This is a genomic window from Methylococcus capsulatus, assembly GCF_036864975.1.
In the GTDB taxonomy this organism is placed as follows: Bacteria; Pseudomonadota; Gammaproteobacteria; order Methylococcales; family Methylococcaceae; genus Methylococcus.
Map to the genome: position 1 here is coordinate 1,609,905 of NZ_CP104311.1, position 17,714 is coordinate 1,627,618.

Here is a 17,714-nt window from a genome sequence, read left to right on the forward strand (position 1 = left end):
CCGCGCAGATGGAGTTTCAATCCACTCCCGGCTATTTAGCCGGGAGATACATCAAGAAGGGCGTCAAGTTTTTGTTCGTCTGGGCGGTTTCAATCCACTCCCGGCTATTTAGCCGGGAGATACGCCTAATCCGCTTTTTTCAGCTAACCGGCATCGGAGTTTCAATCCACTCCCGGCTATTTAGCCGGGAGATACCTCAACCATGAAATCAGTGCAACCTCTACGACCAGGGTTTCAATCCACTCCCGGCTATTTAGCCGGGAGATACCTATAGAGGCTGGCGATAAAAATATTTGAAAAAGTTTCAATCCACTCCCGGCTATTTAGCCGGGAGATACACTCATCGCAATCCATCGGCTTATCGCCAGCGAAGTTTCAATCCACTCCCGGCTATTTAGCCGGGAGATACCTTCCCTGGAGCAGGTCTTCCAGACCTGCGGTCGTGTTTCAATCCACTCCCGGCTATTTAGCCGGGAGATACACCGCAACGTTGTCGGCGACGAGCGCGTCCACATGTTTCAATCCACTCCCGGCTATTTAGCCGGGAGATACCGCTGGCCAATACATGCAGCAAGCCGTGAGCATCGCGTTTCAATCCACTCCCGGCTATTTAGCCGGGAGATACCTTTGCGGCGCAGCTTGTCGCGTGTGAATTCGTAGTTTCAATCCACTCCCGGCTATTTAGCCGGGAGATACTCTGGCGTCGCCATCAACCGGAGCTGATGACCGATGTTTCAATCCACTCCCGGCTATTTAGCCGGGAGATACGCCTTGAGTTCTGCCGTATCTGCCGCCGGTATCGGGTTTCAATCCACTCCCGGCTATTTAGCCGGGAGATACCTAAGCCTGCCTTGATTCCTTCGCCGGCATTGATGTGTTTCAATCCACTCCCGGCTATTTAGCCGGGAGATACCCCAAGCGGAACTCGAATTCGCCTCTGGCGGTAACCGTTTCAATCCACTCCCGGCTATTTAGCCGGGAGATACCGCTGCGACCCAAGCTACGAAAGACGCGCAAGACCTGTTTCAATCCACTCCCGGCTATTTAGCCGGGAGATACCCGCCGGCTTCGATTCCTCCGCCGGCTTCAATCCGTTTCAATCCACTCCCGGCTATTTAGCCGGGAGATACGTAAGCACGCTCCAGGATGAGATGGGGCAGTACATGTTTCAATCCACTCCCGGCTATTTAGCCGGGAGATACATCAAGAATATCGCGGATTACGCCAAGTCGCTAATGTTTCAATCCACTCCCGGCTATTTAGCCGGGAGATACGATGTTCGGGGCTTGCATCAGCGTCACGGACTGCTCGTTTCAATCCACTCCCGGCTATTTAGCCGGGAGATACCACCTGGCAATGGATGGCACGATCCGCCCCGTGGACGTTTCAATCCACTCCCGGCTATTTAGCCGGGAGATACCACCCGGATGTGGCCCGATGATGGCGGAATGACGATGTTTCAATCCACTCCCGGCTATTTAGCCGGGAGATACTTTCGGCCCGACCTGCACCGGGGCGCAGGCAACCAAGTTTCAATCCACTCCCGGCTATTTAGCCGGGAGATACCTGGTCGAGGATGGCCTTTTTCTGCTGCTCGACGGTTTCAATCCACTCCCGGCTATTTAGCCGGGAGATACGGTCTATGCCGATGCGGTGGCCGCCAATCCCACGTTGTTTCAATCCACTCCCGGCTATTTAGCCGGGAGATACGCCGAACACGTTTGCGCCGTCACCAATCGATACCGGGTTTCAATCCACTCCCGGCTATTTAGCCGGGAGATACCCCAAGAGCTGGACTACGTTCGGGCATTTCTCGGGTTTCAATCCACTCCCGGCTATTTAGCCGGGAGATACACCCCGCAATGCTGGCGGAGTGGCAGGCCGCCTGGGTTTCAATCCACTCCCGGCTATTTAGCCGGGAGATACGTGGCAAGCGTCACATTACGCCCATCGTCCATCGTAGTTTCAATCCACTCCCGGCTATTTAGCCGGGAGATACATGCGCCTCATTCGATGACAATGGATTGCCGTTTTTGTTTCAATCCACTCCCGGCTATTTAGCCGGGAGATACCGCTGAGCTACGGCAACGACGACCAGGTATCGACGGTTTCAATCCACTCCCGGCTATTTAGCCGGGAGATACGCCATTTGCGCGGTCGCATCAGCGGCGGCCTTGGCGTTTCAATCCACTCCCGGCTATTTAGCCGGGAGATACGTCGAGCGTCCGCATTGAAACGGAGGCAGACTTGTTTCAATCCACTCCCGGCTATTTAGCCGGGAGATACTATAGCGGACACGACAATTCGACTCCAGCCTCGAAGTTTCAATCCACTCCCGGCTATTTAGCCGGGAGATACCGATGGGCAACCGGCTCTTTCCCTTGCGCATGAAGTTTCAATCCACTCCCGGCTATTTAGCCGGGAGATACCGATGCCGGCGGCGAAATTCTCCAGGTTCAAGACGTTTCAATCCACTCCCGGCTATTTAGCCGGGAGATACGCCTGGGAGATTTGTTCAAGCCATCGCTCGGGCCTGTTTCAATCCACTCCCGGCTATTTAGCCGGGAGATACTTCAGGGCCTGGGCGTTGTTCTTCATTCCGCGCAGTTTCAATCCACTCCCGGCTATTTAGCCGGGAGATACCCGGATGATGCCGTTCACCTCGTCATGCCAGGATGGTTTCAATCCACTCCCGGCTATTTAGCCGGGAGATACCTTGGAGGGGGTGGACATCTGCTGGATCGAGGAGGGTTTCAATCCACTCCCGGCTATTTAGCCGGGAGATACCTGCAAAGCCGGCAGCACGTCGCCGCTCAATTTGTCGTTTCAATCCACTCCCGGCTATTTAGCCGGGAGATACCCGGGGTGGGCCTTGCGGATGTGGTAGGCGACCGGGTTTCAATCCACTCCCGGCTATTTAGCCGGGAGATACGTCCTGCACGGTCCTGCGCAGCAGCGGCTCGATGGTTTCAATCCACTCCCGGCTATTTAGCCGGGAGATACCCGCGGTCCTCCCAGCATTCGCCGAGCTGGAGGTTGTTTCAATCCACTCCCGGCTATTTAGCCGGGAGATACAGCGAGAGGAGATGAAGAAATGAACGGGCCGCATGTTTCAATCCACTCCCGGCTATTTAGCCGGGAGATACCCGTTGGAATTCAGCCACATCCGCCGTCCGCATGATGTTTCAATCCACTCCCGGCTATTTAGCCGGGAGATACCAAAGCCGGCACGGAGAATCTGCGCCCCGTAATGGTTTCAATCCACTCCCGGCTATTTAGCCGGGAGATACGTATTAGCCCGGCTGGCGGAGTGGATGAGATGAGCGGTTTCAATCCACTCCCGGCTATTTAGCCGGGAGATACAGGTGGAATTCTTGAGCAGGTTCGGCTTGCCGAAGTTTCAATCCACTCCCGGCTATTTAGCCGGGAGATACCCAGTCTGGGTCGCAAGGACTTCGTGCACGACAAGGTTTCAATCCACTCCCGGCTATTTAGCCGGGAGATACGCCATTCTTGGTTGATGGCGCGGTCGTCGACGAGTTTCAATCCACTCCCGGCTATTTAGCCGGGAGATACACCCGATACGATAGGATTGCCTCCCGGATTTGCTCGGGTTTCAATCCACTCCCGGCTATTTAGCCGGGAGATACGATCAATGCCCAACTGCTCGGCGTAGACCAGCCGGTTTCAATCCACTCCCGGCTATTTAGCCGGGAGATACTGTGCATACCGCCGAACAGGTGGTCGATGCGATGGGTTTCAATCCACTCCCGGCTATTTAGCCGGGAGATACAATTATGGGCAATGGCATTTATCAGATGACGAAGTGTTTCAATCCACTCCCGGCTATTTAGCCGGGAGATACACCTACCTCCTCGAACGCAAGCCCAACGCCACTGAGTTTCAATCCACTCCCGGCTATTTAGCCGGGAGATACGCAGTACAGCTCAAACGATACGGAGTGAGCGAAGTTTCAATCCACTCCCGGCTATTTAGCCGGGAGATACCTGCCGCATCCGTCCGGCTCCGGTGGCGCTGGAGGGGTTTCAATCCACTCCCGGCTATTTAGCCGGGAGATACGTATGCGGAAATTGGAATCGGAAAGGCGCGAGCGAGGTTTCAATCCACTCCCGGCTATTTAGCCGGGAGATACGCCCAACTCCGCGTCGCCGGCCTGCGGCCCGACGTTTCAATCCACTCCCGGCTATTTAGCCGGGAGATACGAGTTTCACCCAGAGGCACTCGCAGAGTACGAAGTTTCAATCCACTCCCGGCTATTTAGCCGGGAGATACAGCATCGAAAAGGAGATAGACATGAGCAAGACCTAGTTTCAATCCACTCCCGGCTATTTAGCCGGGAGATACTGATTTGATCTTGATCCAGGCCCGTGAGGAATACGTTTCAATCCACTCCCGGCTATTTAGCCGGGAGATACCCTGAAGGAGATACCATGGCAATCAACATCAAAACGTTTCAATCCACTCCCGGCTATTTAGCCGGGAGATACGCAAGAGCGAAATTATCTTCGCGGGTCTACGTCATGTTTCAATCCACTCCCGGCTATTTAGCCGGGAGATACATGGATGCCTGCCCGGTCTCCGGGTTGACGACCTGGTTTCAATCCACTCCCGGCTATTTAGCCGGGAGATACGAAAAGATAAAGCAGTATTTGGCAACGTTAATGAGTTTCAATCCACTCCCGGCTATTTAGCCGGGAGATACGGACGCGGTGTTCCCACTTGTACGTGGCGGCTGACGTTTCAATCCACTCCCGGCTATTTAGCCGGGAGATACTCCGAAGTCCACGCGCGTCTGCTGCCCGCCTGCGCGTTTCAATCCACTCCCGGCTATTTAGCCGGGAGATACAGCTTGGCCGCAGGCGTATGATACGAAAGACTTTTGGGTGAGCAAAGCGCGAAGTGGCGGGACGAGGCCCGGGCGGCGGCGACGAAGACTGAGAGGCAGACGCTGATTTGCTTGCATTTCAATCTCTTGGGCGCTGCGCGGACCTCCCGCCAAAACAGCATGGCTTGGGGTTCGCGCCTGTCAAACGATGAGGGTGTCTTCAAAATCCACCGCCTTGAACTTGCCGAATTCCATGAGGTTTTTATCCAGCGGTTCGCTGATGCGGTAAATGCGCAGACTATCCTCTTCCTCGTCGATTTCGTCCAACAGTTCGGCCTTGAGGATTTCCATCTGCGCAAGGTTGACCTTGCATTCGAAGACGGATTTCTGCACCCGCTGACCGTAATTCAGGCATACCTTGGCAACCCGGCGCAAACGCCGGCGGCCGGCGGCGGATTCGGTGGAGACATCGTAGGAAACCAAAATCAACATGCCATCAATCCTATAGGTCCCATCGCCCGCAAGCGGGCTCCGACGAGAACAAGGGGTCGCCGATGGCGTCCTGGGAGGAAAACGCTTTGCGCATCGTTTGCTGACGGTTCACCGGTACAGATAAGGCACGTAATGCGCCACGTCCTGACGGAGATAACGGGCCAACAGGCGCGCCTGCCAATGCGGCAGCAGGCCAACCGGCAGGGTTTGTTTGAGCACCGGATGAGTGATTTCCTCCTGTTTACGTGTTTGGTAGGCGGCGATGACGGTCTTGCGCCCCTTGTCGTTGAGCAGCACAGCCCCACCCTCCCGTTCGTCGAAATCGCCGGCCTGCAGTTGGCCGCGATTGATGAGAGTCAAAGCCAGCCGGTCGGCCAGCGGGGCGCGGAATTCCTCCAAAAGGTCGAGCGCCAAGGCCGGGCGACCCGGCCGCACCGCATGCAGAAAACCCAGTTGCGGATCGAGCCCCACGGTTTCCAAGGCGGCGCGGCAGTCGCTCAGCACCAGCGCGTAAAGGAACGAAATCAGCGCATTGAAGCGGTCGCGCGGCGGTCGCCGGTTGCGGCAGTCGAAGGGAAATTCGGCGCGCGCTTGCGGCTTCATGACCTTGGGCAGGGCCTCGAAATAAAGCCTGGCCGCATCGCCTTCCAGCCCGCGCAGGGTATCGAGGTCTTCAGCCAAAGGAATCTTACGCACCTGGTTGGCGATGAGCTTAGCGGTGCGCACTAGAGCCTCTTTTTCGTCACCATCATCCGTTTCGCGCGCGCCGCGCATCAACACCTGCCGACTGTTGCGCAGCTTGCCGGCCACAACCGCCCGAGCGATGCGCAAGGTTTGGGCGCCATCTTCTGCCGCCCGAAATTGCGCCTGTCGCAGCAGGATATTACCACTGACCGGCCCCTCCAAGCGGGCGCTGAATTTTCCCGAGCGATTGAGCCACACCACGGAACGGCCATCCTCGGCACAGCGGCCGAGCAGCGCCGGGCTGAGCATGACGTGATCGAACAGCACGAAGGCGGACAAGTGATGCAGCGGGACTTGCAGGCGCTTTTGATCCTCGATCATCACGCACACGGTCTCGCCCTCCAGTCGCAGATAGGCCTCGGACGTGGTGACATAGAGAGTATTTTGCAGCACGGTCATGGAAGGTCCTCTTCCGGTTCGAATAAACTTTTTGCGAGAGCGCTCAAGGTTGGGTCGGCGCCGGCTAATTCCGGCTCGCAAATGTCCCGCAGTGAGCACTCCCCGCAGCGCTTGGTGTCCGCTCCCTGAAGTGGAGGTGGGCGGATGGCTCCGTTCAGAAGCGTGCGAATACGGGGGACGGCTTCGCGCACGGCTTGCTTTAACGCTTCGGTGATAAGCACCTCGCGCCGACGTTTCGACTGCTGGTGAAAAATGGCCCCGCGGATCACGGGTTTGCCGGTCATCTCTTCCAGACACAGAGCCTGCGCGGCGAGCTGCAAATCGTCGTTGTCCCACTGCTTGCGCTTGCCGTGTTTGTATTCCACGGGATAAATCGTGCCGTCGGGATGGAACTCCACGACATCGCAACGGCCGCTCAAGCCCAGACTGTCTGACCAGACCGACAGCGCGTATTCGATCCGAATCCCCACCTGTCCCCGGCTTTCGCTCTGATCCACCCGTTCATGTTCCAGAGTGCCACTGACCGTGTGGACGTTGTCCTTGAACTCACCCTCGGCGTGAATCAGATAACAACGGCGCGGGCAGTAGGCGTATTGGTTGAGGCTGGAAAGCGGAATCTGCAGCAATGCATCCGTGGGCCGGCTCATCTACGTTCCTACTCAATAGCCTGGTTTATTCGGGTGTGCCCGGGTGACAGCCGATTTTGCCGCAGATCGCCCGTCGCGCCTGCAGGAAGACAGTCTGTCCCACCTCGCCGACACTTTTGACGATCAATTTCCGAATACAAGGTGAAAACCTTGTCCGTGCGTATCCAACAGGATTTGGGCAAGGTACCCGAGGTTATCTCTTGCTGAAGAAGCACGACAGCAGCCTCAAGATGTCCCTTGGAGGTGACCGCAAGGCCGATGAAGTCGCCAAATTCGTCAGGCGTAGTCAGCACCCGAACCGGCCGCCTTTTGTGTTGCGCTGCATCGGAAAAACGGATAAGGCAGCACGACGATGGAAGCCGGTTTACACATCGTTCCACACATCGTCTTCCGTGTTGTTCCAGATTTCGTCCAGACTGCTCTCCTGCGCAAAAACCAGGTCCTTAACCTCCTCGCGATGCGCTTTCATGGCGAGATAGCCGACGAAATCCAGGACTTCGCGCGCCAGAGGTTCCGGTAACGCCTTGACCTGTTCATAGACCTGTTCTGCAGTACTCATGCGAAATTCCTGGAAAGTTTCAAAATACCTGGGCACATAAGGATTCTCCGTGGGTACTCAAGTGGGTTTCCTGCCGGCGGAGCCGTCATTCTTGTCCATGGACGATCCGACGAAGCAAGGGTCGGCTTCTGCTGGTCTCGCCGTCGAAGACCACAAATTTGCCCAGACACTCCTCACGGTTCTGAAGTAGGCGCAACATCCATTCCGCCGGTTCTTCAGGTCGGTAAGACGCTCCCCGAAACAATATCACCGCAGGTGGAGCGGGATTCTTCCGGGCAAAAATCAGCTCGCCGTAATCCCGATCGAATGTCACCAGCCATCGCTGTTCGGCGACGGCCAGTTCAAGTACCTCGGGGTCTTTCATGCCGGGACACGATTCCGCGATGGCAAGCACATCCAACCCGGCGTCGCGCAATGGCTGCACCGAAGGCGCAGGAAAATTTTCATTGAGCAGGATGCGCACGCTCACGACGTGACCTTACCCACGGCGACGAATCTTTCCTCGCGGAACAACTCGGCCGCAAAGGACAGCGCCGCCAAGACATCGTCGCGCGTAAGATGTGGATAGGATCGGAGAATATCGTCGATGGACCACCCATCGGCCAGCCGATCCAAAAGCAATTCGACCGAAATACGCGTGCCTTTGATGATGGGCTTGCCAACCAAAATATCGGGGTCGACGACAATGCGGTCTTTCCAGTTCATGGTGTACCTCGGTGGGGTTGAAATTGAGCGAAGTGATTGTCGCGTCGTTCGAGCAGCCGTAACGGAATTGGTTGGCGACGGGAGAACGGTTTTCGCCACTCAGTTACCGCTCCCGCCCGCTATTTGAGCGGCTTGGCGGCCATGCGCTTAAGTTCACGAGAAACCGGATCGACACCGATGCCAGTGTTTTCCAGTGCGACAACGCCGAGTATCGGCTCGCAATCCTCCGGCCCGAAAATGACCTGCGCAACCGTTTCCGCCCCCATGAAGTTGATCCTCGCAAAGTCATAGGGATATTCCACGACTTCGCCATTGGCGCGTTCGTAGGCATCGCGCCCCTCTATCTCGACACCTGCGGCCTTCAGGGCCGATGCCGGCACCAGGCAATCGATGGCGCACGTGTCGACGAGGAACTCGGCTTCGTAGGGCGGTTGAGTTTTCGACAGGTTGGTTACGGTGGTTGTGATGTGGGATAAGCCCATGAGGGTTCTCCGAGTAGGGTCAGGATTAAATACGCCTCAGCCCGCCATCGACCCAGGACCAGAGTTCGATCCCGGCCGGCAAACGTTCTGGAAACATGCTGACCTGGTAATGCCCAAAGGTGCGAGGGGGGGTTTCGAGCTTGTGGATTTCTATGATTGCTTGCTCCTTGTCGTCCGCACCACGGGTGTAATCCAACAATCGATGGGCGGGAGCACAACCGAGCATGGCCTGACGCCGGCGCTGCTCCTCGTTACTGTCGGTGCCCACATGCTTGAACACGTAGAGACCTCGGCACGACATCATGCCCTTGCTGGCGGAGCGGTCATGGTCGTACATGTTCGCCAGCGCTTCCCAAAAGAGGGCAAGGTCTTCTTCACCGAAGCCGGTCTCCTGGGCCAAGTTGGCGCTGATAAAACCCTTGGCGGCATAGAGTCCATAGGGGATCAGGTTTTTGCGGCCCATGGTGCGGAGCTCATCCTCCGGCTGTTTAGACTCCCATTCGGCGTGTTCCTGGTAGCTCGCATCACTTTTGATCTCCTTGGTAGTTGGAGTTTTCGCCATCCGTGTAATTCCGATGTCCATAGGAAGAACCGGATGGATGGAACGAGCAAAAGAAAACTGAACAGGTCCACGAACTTGTCCCGCATTGGCTCCAGTGCTCATCACGGCCCCAAACGTTCTCACGTCGTAAAAGCTCTGGCACATCCATCGTCTTGCCTCCCCAGCCTGGCGTTTGGTGGCCTTGCCATCCTTTGGAACAGAACCGTTGACGGTTTCATGGGCTAGGGCGATGGGTTTGTTCAAATTTGTAGAGTGCTCGACGAAGATCGCATGCGGAGCCTGATTTCCACGTGCAATTTGCACGTAGTTGCGCACCCGCCGTTTGAGTGCTACATCTGATACCAGCCCATGCATATCTTCGGGATCGATGCGCGGCGCGTTGCCGGCGTCCGGGTCGCCGTTGGGATTGCCGTTTTCGCAGTCGAACAAAAAGAGGAATTCGTAGCGGTTATCGATTGCCATGATAGGTTTCTCCTTGAGGTGTGAGGTTAGGCATGGGCTGCGAACAGGTCGGCAGGGGGTTCGGCTTTGTTCTCAGATTCGGCGGGCTTGTTTTTGTTGCCCGCGTTGAGCGCGGCAAGCTGCTGGTAATAGCCGAGGGCGAAGAGGCTTTGTTGTTCCAGCGTGAGAATGCCGGGTATGTCGTTCATGGCCGCCATCACGTCGGCGATCTGGTTTTCGTACCAGTACGCCAAGCCACCCTCCAGCTTGTTCAAATGGTTCTTGGCATTGGCGGCGAGACGGCCAATCACCAGGCCGGGAGTCTGGCTGGCGGCGGTGTAATAACGCTGCACCACGCCCGCGCCGACATCGCCCAATGCCGCGCGTTGCAGCCGGGCCAGTACCGCGAGGAGTCGGCCGCAGTGGTACGCGGGACTTGGGTGTTCGGGGTTTACATGAGCTTGCATGTACGAGTCTCCTTTTCTCAGGTGGTAGGCTTTGATGAGTCCCATGCGGGCATGGGAGACGGGGGTATCGTTGATGACATCGATGCGTGCGCGTAACGTGGCTTGGGCCAAAGCGGCATAAGGAATATCGCCGCCGGTGATGGCGGCTCGCCAGAGGTGTTGAACCATGAGCGCGGGCAGGTCTTTCAAATCGCGCACCAAGCTCCCGGCCACGGCGAGGAATTTGGGCGTAGGCGCCAGCATTTTCCCGTCGTGCGCCACGATGGCCAAGTCTCTGAACCAGTTTTCCACGTTGGCGGTCAGCGCCTCGAACGACCCGTGCATGACCTCACGCACCATCACCCGACCCGCCGCACCTGACAACAACAGGGCGTAATACACGTTATTGCTCAAGTCCGGTCGCTGGCCGCTGCGGATGGCTTCCAAGAGCTTCCTGGCTTTGAGTTCGGCGCCGGCGGCGGTTTGCGCTTCCGGCTCCTTCAGCCAAGACAATGGATCGTCATCGAGGGGGATGTTTCGATCGAACCAGTACACGGCGAGCACGTTGCCCAGCTTGATGCTTTTCTCGGCAATCAAGCGGTTGAGGGTCTCGGCATAGGCGGTGGCGGTTTCCTCCGACATCGCTGCATTGGCCGCCTGTTCCAGTCCGAAGGATTGGAAGGCCTGTTTGTCGAAGCCGGCCAGCACGTCGCCCGTTCCCAACCCACCGACACCGGCTAGCCCTTTGATTTTCGGATGGGTCGACATGGGTTCGACGATTTCGCCGGTCAGCAGGCAACGCATTTTGGGGGCGGCTTTGGCTTTCGGCGTTTTCAGCGTGCCACGGAAGGCGCGCCACCAGTCGTGCCAATCGGTTTGCTCCAGCGGGTTTAGGCCATCGATGCGAAAACAAGCGGATTCGGTAGGCTTGGCCTTTTGCCGACTCAAGTCGGCCCGCACCTCATTCATTGCGGATTCGTCGTTCAGCAGGGCGGCAGCAGCCTTGAGGTATGGCGCGACTTCCGCAGCCTGTGCCAGCAGCCCGCGAAAATAGGCATGTTTGGCGCGGAATTTTTCTTGCTCCTTGTCATCGAGGCCCTCCTTCCAAAACAAGGCGATGGTGGGCAAACCTTCAACCAGAAAATGCGCGCGGGCGCCGTCGCCGCCCACCAACTCGGGCTGGCTCAGCTGGGGACAGCCGTCGAACGTCTGCCCCTTATCCTCACCGAGCGGAACCACGCCGGTGTAACGTCCGTCCCGAGTGCAGGTGATGGCCCATTTGACGGTCTTGCGGGTGAAGCCGGGTTCGGACGCGCCGGCCTGTTTGAGGATGGCATCAAGCATGGCCGCTCGCCTCCACCGCTTTCTTGACGGCGGAGACGTCGTAACCGGGTATTTGCATCACACCGTTACGCAGTTGCGCATGAAACACGCTGATGCTTGGCGGTGCTTGGTTGTCATTGGCGCGGCTGAGATCGAACACGTCGTAGAGCATGAAGCCCAAGTCGAGATCGAGCCGCACAGGCTCGGGACCAGGCCTTTCGGCGTCGGCCAAGGCGAAAAAGGCGGGAAATTCGCGGCAGCCGAAAAACGGCTGGTAGTAGCATTGCCCGCCAGCAGCGCGACGCTCGAATTGAGCGTCGCAAGCCCGCACATCCTGTCCATCGTCACGAAAGCGCAGGTGCGCGTAGATGCGGTAATGCACATCTTTTAGCGCCATGGTCTGGCGCTGGGTGCGGCCTTTCTGATCGGTTCCCAACTGCTCGCGGTCGCCGTCGGCCCACAAGGGCTCCGGCTCTGCCCTCCCGTCTTTCCAGCGGAGGATGACGTGGTCGCCCGGCGCCTTGTCCTTCACCTCATTGCGGCGCAGGGCAAGGTAGCGGGGCGGTTTGAGCATTTCGACCTTTTCCACTTGCCAGTAAAACCCGTAAGACTTCTTCCAGTAGATCGCATCGAAGATACCCCGCGCGGCGGAGGGCGTGATGATCGGGTAGCTGTAACGCTCGACCTTCATCTCCGGTCGGGTAAAGCAGGCAAAATCGCCCCAGACTTCCAGGCAATGGGTTTTTCCGCGCATGAGTTCTCCTTCTGGGTTGGCTTGAGGTAGATCAGCTTTTAAAAGATAGCCAAAAATCCATTCATGACATTACGGTGGACAACATGAATCTTGCTTCATCCGAACTTTTCGAACTCAGCGTACCGGAGCGTATTCGTCTGGTTGAGCACTTGTGGGACAGCCTCGCCAAGGACGCCGAGGCGGTGCCACTGACGGACTGGCAACGCCGCGAATCGGACGCCTGCCTGGACGGATGTCGCGCCGCCCCCGAAGGCGGGGAGTCTTGGGCACAAGTCAAGGCTGACATTCTGGCTGGGTGATGAGCCGTGCCGTCATGCTATCCATAGATTCAAACCCGTCGGCGGCTGGTAGCCCAGCTGTGGGTGGTAATGTTCGGGAACGGTGGCGATAAACCAGTCTTCCTGGCTTTTCTTACCGCGCTGAGGCTTGTTCTGCACCGGGATCAGGCCATCCCACACAGGGTCGTCCGCCTTGGGGCGGAACAGGCTGATGGACAGCGGGCGGGCTTTTTTGATCCAGCGGGCGTTCAGCCCTTCCGTGTCGGCCATCTCTTGCAACGCTGTGAACAAATCCAAGCGGGCCGCATAAGGCACGACGACGTTGATCGTATCCTGCTCGATCAGCCGGTACGTCTGGGCGATTTCCGGAAATGCACCTGCCCGGACGAAGTCCAAAAGCTCGCAGGCTTTCTTGGCCGTTTCGGGCCGGCTGATGTCGTACAGCTCGCGGTAGTAGGCGGTGATGAATTCAGGGTCGTCGATGACCATGCCCGCCTTGCCGAGGCGTTTGAGCCGCATTTGGGTGATCTTGGCCGCTTGTTCGTAGCCGCCGGGCGGATAGCGCTCGTCTTCGGGCATAAAGACATAAACCTGCCCGAGCGCCTCGCGTTTCCCCTCCCGATTGCAGCGCCCCGCCGCCTGGATGATGGCATCGAGCGGCGCATAGGCGCGATAAACCACGGGGAAATCTACATCCACGCCGGCTTCGATACATTGGGTGGCAATGAGGCGGACAGGGGCTCCCCGTTCGAGCCGCTGGCGGACGGTCGCAAGCACATCCCGGCGATGAGCCGGGCAGAGGTTGGTGGAAAGGTGCAGGGCGTCGACTTCTTGCAGCAACGTCCATAACTCCTTTGCATGCCGCTTGAGATTGACGATGCACAGGACTTGTGGAGGCTGTCTCAACCGCTCGGCGAGGACTTGCCAGGATAGAGGGTCGCCGGGATCGCCCCACTCCACCGTGACCCGTTTCAACGGCGTGAACAATGCGCTCGGTTCTGGGACGATTTCGCGCGGCTGCCAGCCGCCGGCGCACTGCTGTTGAACCGTCTCATGCAGATGGGTGAAGGCCGGTTGGGTGGCTGTGGCAAATACGACCGTGGAACCATGGGCCTGGGCCAGATGGGAAAGCGCAGCCAGGGTCGGCACGGCCAGATTGGCGGGCAAGGTCTGCACCTCATCGAACAGGATCACCGCGCCAGCCAGGCGATGCAGTTTGCGGCAGGTGGAAGGCCGGTTGGCAAACAGCGATTCCAGCATTTGCACGCTGGTCGTCACGATCAACGGCGCATCCCAATTTTCCGCCAAAAGGCGCCGGCGGCGCTCGGGGTCTTCTGTTTGATGGCCTTCGTTGTCGTGTTGATTCTCCTTTGGTTCCGCTCCGCCTCCGGTCAACGAGTGATGCTCTAGCACATACGCATTGCCAAACCGGGGCGCGAAAATGTCCCGGTAGATTCGGGCCGTCTGCTCGATGATGGAGAGATAAGGGATGACCATGACGACTCGCCGCAAGCCCTGTTGTTTCGCGTGTTTGAGCGCGAAAGCCAGCATGGCCAGCGTCTTGCCGCTGCCCGTGGGGGCGGTGAGCGTGAACAGCCCTTGGGGCCACTCTGCCGCCTCGAGACAGGCCCGATGCAAGCTCGACCGTATTTCGGCCACCCGGGCATCGGCGCGAGTCCCGGCTTGCAGCCGCTCGATTTCAGCAAGGAGCAGCGGCAAGGCGCGCTCGGGTTCGAGCTTCAATCCCGGCGGTCGGTAGCGCTTGCCACCCTGATCGCCTTCGAAATGCGCCTCGGTGTCGAGAAAATCGGCGTCCACCAGCGCCGAGAACAACAGGCGGATGTCCAGCATGCGGTCGATGCGGCTGTCCAGTTCCATTCCGCAGACGGTGCTGCGCGGTTGAGCCGCCATCAGGCCGTCGGCGGCGAGCCGGGCTTTCAATTCGTCCAGGCGATGACTGCTGAGCGAGAGTTGCAGGGGGTGGTTCTGGGTGAGCTTTTGCAGCTCGAGCCCCCTACAGCCGTCCGTGCTGAGGTATTGCAAGCCGATGTGATGCCCCTGGATCGCCAAGGCCGCCGCGATGGCCTTGTATTCGCTGAGCGCGAGCCAGGCGCCTTGGGACCAGTGATCCAGTCCTTGGTCTTCACCGCGCAGGCGCGCCTGAAAGCGGTCCCCATACTTGCCCAAATCGTGCAGCAACCCGGCCAGGCGGGCCTCGTCCGCCCACGGCGCGCCCCCGGCGAACTCGCCGGCAAGCCGGCTGACGCTCGCCAAATGGTCCCGCAATCGGTGGCGAATTCCCGCCCGGTTCGCGCTGTGCGCGTAGCTATCGTCTTTCCGCATCGTGTTTCTGTCTCCCGAAGCCCGTGTGCGGCGCCACCACTTCCACATCCGGGCCGTGTTTGGGGATATCCCTGATGAGTTCGGTGGCGGCGTTGAGCCGCTCGCGGAGGTATTCCAAATCGCGGATGAAGGTGGCGATCAAGATGCCCAGGATGGCGAGAAAGTCGCAAAGCGGCACGGCGTGCCGCTCGCGCTGCATCCTTATCGTTCCGGTAGACGCGCTCAGTACGGTCTATGTACCGGAGCCCGGCTCCGCCAGGCCGGTCAGCCGAAGGTGTAGTGCTTTTTCACCGGCACATGCACGTCCCAGGTGCAGGACATACCCGGCGGGAAGGTGACCAGGTCGCCCTTGCCGATGCGGACCGGCTCACCTCCCTGGGGCGTGACGGTGACATCGCCTTCGAGGATATAGCAGGTTTCGCTTTCGTCGTAGGTCCACGGGAAGGAGGAGACACCGCAGCTCCAGGTTGGCCAGCGCCGAACGCCCAGTTCGCTGAGGCGGGTTTCCGGGGGGTTGTTTTCGATCTTGATCGTGGGCATGGGGTTGGCTCCTTGTCATCGATTGGGAAAGGGAGCGGAAAATCTAGCCCAAACGTCACGGGCGCGTCGAGATTTCACGCCGTAGGGCCGTTTCGCACAAAAGGGTTGCAGCGCCGTTCGTCACCGAAGGTCGAAGTCGGGCCGTGGCCAGGTATGAAGGTCACGTCGTCGCCCAAAGGAAACAGCCGCTCGCGGATCGAGCGGATGAGGATGTCGTAATCGCCGCGGGGAAAGTCGGTGCGGCCGATCGAGCCTTTGAACAGCACGTCGCCGACCAGGGCCAGCCGCTGGCTGCGATGGAAGAACACCACATGACCGGGTGTGTGGCCGGGACAGTGCAGCACTTCCAGGGTCTCCGCGCCGAAGCTCACGGTGTCGCCGTGTTCCAGCCAGCGGTCGGGGGTGAACACTGTGGTCCCCGGCAGACCGAACATCCGGCATTGCTGGGGGAGGATTTCGATCCAGAACGCATCGTCCCGCTGCGGGCCTTCGATGGGGATACCGAGCTGTGCTGACAGGGCGGCGGCGCCGGCCGCATGGTCGGCATGGGCGTGGGTCAGCAGGATCTTGCTCAGGGTGAAGCCGGCGTCCTCGGCCGCGGCCATGATCCGGTCCAGCTCACCGCCGGGATCGACCACGGCGCCCAGCCTGGTTGTTTCGCAGCCGAGGATCGTGCAGTTTTGCTGGAAGGCGGTGACGGGTATGACGATGGATTTCATGGAGGTTGGATTGATCTGACCGACCTGATGATGCCATGGTAATCGAAAACACCACCGACATGGTTTTCAGTCCTTCGGTGTTTGCACCATCCGTTGTTTTCAGGTTCTTGGAGTCTACGCATGGTCTTTGAAGCGTCTGTGGTTCGTCGCCCCCTTGCTCAGCGCTGCGTTTTCCGTTACCGCCGGTGAGGCACCCGTCCGCATCGGTCTCGCGCTACCGATGCTGTCAATGGCGAAGTGGCGGCGATGCGTCACGGCGGGTTGGACAAAGCCAGCGGTCTGGCACTTGACGGGGTATTGACGCCGGCACGATCGCTCTCCAGGGCGGCAGCGATCGACGTGATCGGCGCCGATTGGATCTGGGTGGCGCGGCCCAGGCCGCCAGCGCGGAAAAGGTCTATACACTGTTACGGCGATTCGGCGGAGCCGAGTTCGCGCAAGGCGGGAGCGGGTTGTCACCCGGCGTGTTCTGGTCTGCGCCGGTGCGGTCGCTTTAGCGCTTCCACAGCCAGGCTGCGCCCCGCACTCCGCTGGAATCGCCGTAGCGCGGCGGCACCAGCTTGGTGTCGACCCGGTCCGAGAACACGTACCGTCCCCACAGCCGTGGTACGTTCGTGTACAGCCGCGCGCAGTTGGAAAGGCCGCCGCCGAGCACGATGACGTGCGGGTCTACGATGTTGATGACATGCGCCAATGCGCGGGCCAGCCGGTCCTCGTAGAGCGCCATGCTGCCGCGGCAGGTCGAATAGCCCAGCTCCGCGCGTTTGGCGATGCTCTTGGCGTCCAGGGATTCGCCGGTCCGGCGTTCGTGGTCGCGGGCAAGCCCCGGACCGGACAGAAATGTCTCGATGCAGCCACTCTTTCCGCAGTAGCAGGGCGGGCCAGGGCGCTCGACGCCTTGCGGCCACGGCAGCGGATTATGGCCCCATTCCCCGGCGATGGCGTTGGCGCCGTTGAGCAGCCTGCCCCGTACCACGATTCCGCCGCCGACGCCCGTGCCCAGGATCACTCCGAACACAATTTCCGCTCGCGCCGCGGCACCATCCACGGCTTCCGACAGAGCGAAGCAGTCGGCGTCGTTCGCCAGCCGCACCGGCCGGCCCAGCGCCCGCGCCAGATCTTCCCGCAGTGGCATGCCGTTCAGCCACACCGAGTTGGCGTTTTTCAGCCGTCCCGTCGCCGCCGACACCGCGCCCGGTGTTCCTATCCCCACTGTGCCCCGCTCGGCCAGTTCGTTTTCGGCTTCCTCGACCAGCTTTACGATGGTCCGGATCGTTTCAGGGTAATTGCCTTGAGGCGTATCGGTGCGGCGGCGGAGCAGCTCCCGGCCGTGGGAGGTCAGGGCGATCAGTTCGACCTTCGTTCCCCCCAGGTCGATGCCCAGCAGCAGGCTCATGAAGTCCACGTATCTGTCAAAAAAACCGTGAGGGTAAC

General features: G+C 59.1%; 16 protein-coding genes and 1 CRISPR repeat array (1 of these 17 only partly in view). Of the genes, 1 reads left to right on the forward strand and 15 read right to left on the reverse strand.

All coding sequences use genetic code 11. The features are described from left to right. Nucleotides 1-4,867: a CRISPR direct-repeat array (repeat unit 37 nt; unit sequence GTTTCAATCCACTCCCGGCTATTTAGCCGGGAGATAC) (it extends 8,253 nt beyond the left edge of the window). A 180-nt stretch (nucleotides 4,868-5,047) separates the two neighbouring features. The 10 genes from cas2 to cas5c form a co-directional block, all read right to left on the reverse strand. Then, on the reverse strand, nucleotides 5,048-5,338 hold the full coding sequence (gene cas2 / locus N4J17_RS07880) for a CRISPR-associated endonuclease Cas2 (RefSeq protein ID WP_198322772.1): 291 nt from the start codon (nucleotides 5,336-5,338) through the stop codon (nucleotides 5,048-5,050). Nucleotides 5,339-5,446: 108 nt separating this feature from the next. After that, nucleotides 5,447-6,481, reverse strand: coding sequence for a type I-C CRISPR-associated endonuclease Cas1c (gene cas1c / locus N4J17_RS07885; protein ID WP_198322773.1), 1,035 nt, complete (start codon nucleotides 6,479-6,481; stop codon nucleotides 5,447-5,449). After that, nucleotides 6,478-7,128, reverse strand: a complete 651-nt coding sequence (gene cas4 / locus N4J17_RS07890) for a CRISPR-associated protein Cas4 (RefSeq protein ID WP_198322774.1) — start codon at nucleotides 7,126-7,128, stop codon at nucleotides 6,478-6,480. The genes cas1c and cas4 overlap by 4 nt, the downstream gene beginning before the upstream one ends. Before the next feature lie 364 nt (nucleotides 7,129-7,492). Further along, nucleotides 7,493-7,687 carry a DUF2281 domain-containing protein gene (locus tag N4J17_RS07895; protein WP_198322775.1) on the reverse strand — a complete coding sequence of 65 codons (195 nt, stop codon included), beginning with the start codon at nucleotides 7,685-7,687 and terminating at the stop codon, nucleotides 7,493-7,495. 85 nt (nucleotides 7,688-7,772) lie between these two features. Continuing rightward, the gene (locus N4J17_RS07900) at nucleotides 7,773-8,156 is read right to left on the reverse strand and encodes a DUF5615 family PIN-like protein (RefSeq protein WP_198322776.1); all 384 of its coding nucleotides are present in this window, start codon (nucleotides 8,154-8,156) and stop codon (nucleotides 7,773-7,775) included. After that, the gene (locus tag N4J17_RS07905) at nucleotides 8,153-8,392 is read right to left on the reverse strand and encodes a DUF433 domain-containing protein (protein ID WP_198322777.1); all 240 of its coding nucleotides are present in this window, start codon (nucleotides 8,390-8,392) and stop codon (nucleotides 8,153-8,155) included. The genes N4J17_RS07900 and N4J17_RS07905 overlap by 4 nt, the downstream gene beginning before the upstream one ends. Before the next feature lie 119 nt (nucleotides 8,393-8,511). Further along, a complete protein-coding gene (locus N4J17_RS07910) occupies nucleotides 8,512-8,874 on the reverse strand; it encodes a hypothetical protein (RefSeq protein WP_198322778.1) in 363 nt (120 codons plus the stop codon). Nucleotides 8,875-8,899: 25 nt separating this feature from the next. Beyond that, nucleotides 8,900-9,898: a type I-C CRISPR-associated protein Cas7/Csd2 gene (cas7c, locus tag N4J17_RS07915; protein ID WP_198322779.1), complete on the reverse strand. Its 999-nt coding sequence runs from the start codon at nucleotides 9,896-9,898 to the stop codon at nucleotides 8,900-8,902. Between the two features lie 26 nt (nucleotides 9,899-9,924). Beyond that, nucleotides 9,925-11,667 carry a type I-C CRISPR-associated protein Cas8c/Csd1 gene (gene cas8c / locus N4J17_RS07920; protein ID WP_198322780.1) on the reverse strand — a complete coding sequence of 581 codons (1,743 nt, stop codon included), beginning with the start codon at nucleotides 11,665-11,667 and terminating at the stop codon, nucleotides 9,925-9,927. Beyond that, nucleotides 11,660-12,400, reverse strand: coding sequence for a type I-C CRISPR-associated protein Cas5c (gene cas5c / locus N4J17_RS07925; protein ID WP_198322781.1), 741 nt, complete (start codon nucleotides 12,398-12,400; stop codon nucleotides 11,660-11,662). The genes cas8c and cas5c overlap by 8 nt, the downstream gene beginning before the upstream one ends. An 83-nt stretch (nucleotides 12,401-12,483) precedes the next feature. Here cas5c and N4J17_RS07930 point away from each other — a divergent pair, with 83 nt between their 5' ends. After that, nucleotides 12,484-12,699 (forward strand): addiction module protein, encoded by a 216-nt coding sequence (locus tag N4J17_RS07930; RefSeq protein ID WP_198322782.1) that lies wholly within the window; start codon nucleotides 12,484-12,486, stop codon nucleotides 12,697-12,699. A gap of 12 nt (nucleotides 12,700-12,711) precedes the next feature. On the opposite strand, the gene cas3 is transcribed toward N4J17_RS07930, so the two are convergent. The 5 genes from cas3 to N4J17_RS07955 form a co-directional block, all read right to left on the reverse strand. Next, nucleotides 12,712-15,021, reverse strand: coding sequence for a CRISPR-associated helicase Cas3' (gene cas3 / locus N4J17_RS07935; protein WP_198322783.1), 2,310 nt, complete (start codon nucleotides 15,019-15,021; stop codon nucleotides 12,712-12,714). Continuing rightward, nucleotides 15,005-15,220 carry a hypothetical protein gene (locus tag N4J17_RS07940; RefSeq protein ID WP_198322784.1) on the reverse strand — a complete coding sequence of 72 codons (216 nt, stop codon included), beginning with the start codon at nucleotides 15,218-15,220 and terminating at the stop codon, nucleotides 15,005-15,007. The genes cas3 and N4J17_RS07940 overlap by 17 nt, the downstream gene beginning before the upstream one ends. Nucleotides 15,221-15,285: 65 nt before the next feature. Then, nucleotides 15,286-15,561, reverse strand: a complete 276-nt coding sequence (locus N4J17_RS07945; protein ID WP_198322785.1) for a cupin domain-containing protein — start codon at nucleotides 15,559-15,561, stop codon at nucleotides 15,286-15,288. 74 nt (nucleotides 15,562-15,635) lie between these two features. Next, nucleotides 15,636-16,280 (reverse strand): MBL fold metallo-hydrolase, encoded by a 645-nt coding sequence (locus N4J17_RS07950; RefSeq protein ID WP_198322786.1) that lies wholly within the window; start codon nucleotides 16,278-16,280, stop codon nucleotides 15,636-15,638. 493 nt (nucleotides 16,281-16,773) lie between these two features. After that, nucleotides 16,774-17,676, reverse strand: coding sequence for an ROK family protein (locus tag N4J17_RS07955; protein WP_198322787.1), 903 nt, complete (start codon nucleotides 17,674-17,676; stop codon nucleotides 16,774-16,776). Nucleotides 17,677-17,714 lie beyond the last annotated feature (38 nt).

Excerpts from the sequence above, each read along its gene's own strand:
- cas2 (WP_198322772.1), bottom strand. The coding sequence starts at position 5,338 with ATGTTGATTTTGGTTTCCTACGATGTCTCCACCGAATCCGCCGCCGGC.
- cas1c (WP_198322773.1), bottom strand. The coding sequence starts at position 6,481 with ATGACCGTGCTGCAAAATACTCTCTATGTCACCACGTCCGAGGCCTAT.
- cas4 (WP_198322774.1), bottom strand. The coding sequence starts at position 7,128 with ATGAGCCGGCCCACGGATGCATTGCTGCAGATTCCGCTTTCCAGCCTC.
- N4J17_RS07895 (WP_198322775.1), bottom strand. The coding sequence starts at position 7,687 with ATGAGTACTGCAGAACAGGTCTATGAACAGGTCAAGGCGTTACCGGAA.
- N4J17_RS07905 (WP_198322777.1), bottom strand. The coding sequence starts at position 8,392 with ATGAACTGGAAAGACCGCATTGTCGTCGACCCCGATATTTTGGTTGGC.
- N4J17_RS07910 (WP_198322778.1), bottom strand. The coding sequence starts at position 8,874 with ATGGGCTTATCCCACATCACAACCACCGTAACCAACCTGTCGAAAACT.
- cas7c (WP_198322779.1), bottom strand. The coding sequence starts at position 9,898 with ATGGCAATCGATAACCGCTACGAATTCCTCTTTTTGTTCGACTGCGAA.
- cas8c (WP_198322780.1), bottom strand. The coding sequence starts at position 11,667 with ATGCTTGATGCCATCCTCAAACAGGCCGGCGCGTCCGAACCCGGCTTC.
- cas5c (WP_198322781.1), bottom strand. The coding sequence starts at position 12,400 with ATGCGCGGAAAAACCCATTGCCTGGAAGTCTGGGGCGATTTTGCCTGC.
- N4J17_RS07930 (WP_198322782.1), top strand. The coding sequence starts at position 12,484 with ATGAATCTTGCTTCATCCGAACTTTTCGAACTCAGCGTACCGGAGCGT.
- cas3 (WP_198322783.1), bottom strand. The coding sequence starts at position 15,021 with ATGCGGAAAGACGATAGCTACGCGCACAGCGCGAACCGGGCGGGAATT.
- N4J17_RS07940 (WP_198322784.1), bottom strand. The coding sequence starts at position 15,220 with ATGCAGCGCGAGCGGCACGCCGTGCCGCTTTGCGACTTTCTCGCCATC.
- N4J17_RS07945 (WP_198322785.1), bottom strand. The coding sequence starts at position 15,561 with ATGCCCACGATCAAGATCGAAAACAACCCCCCGGAAACCCGCCTCAGC.
- N4J17_RS07950 (WP_198322786.1), bottom strand. The coding sequence starts at position 16,280 with ATGAAATCCATCGTCATACCCGTCACCGCCTTCCAGCAAAACTGCACG.
- N4J17_RS07955 (WP_198322787.1), bottom strand. The coding sequence starts at position 17,676 with ATGAGCCTGCTGCTGGGCATCGACCTGGGGGGAACGAAGGTCGAACTG.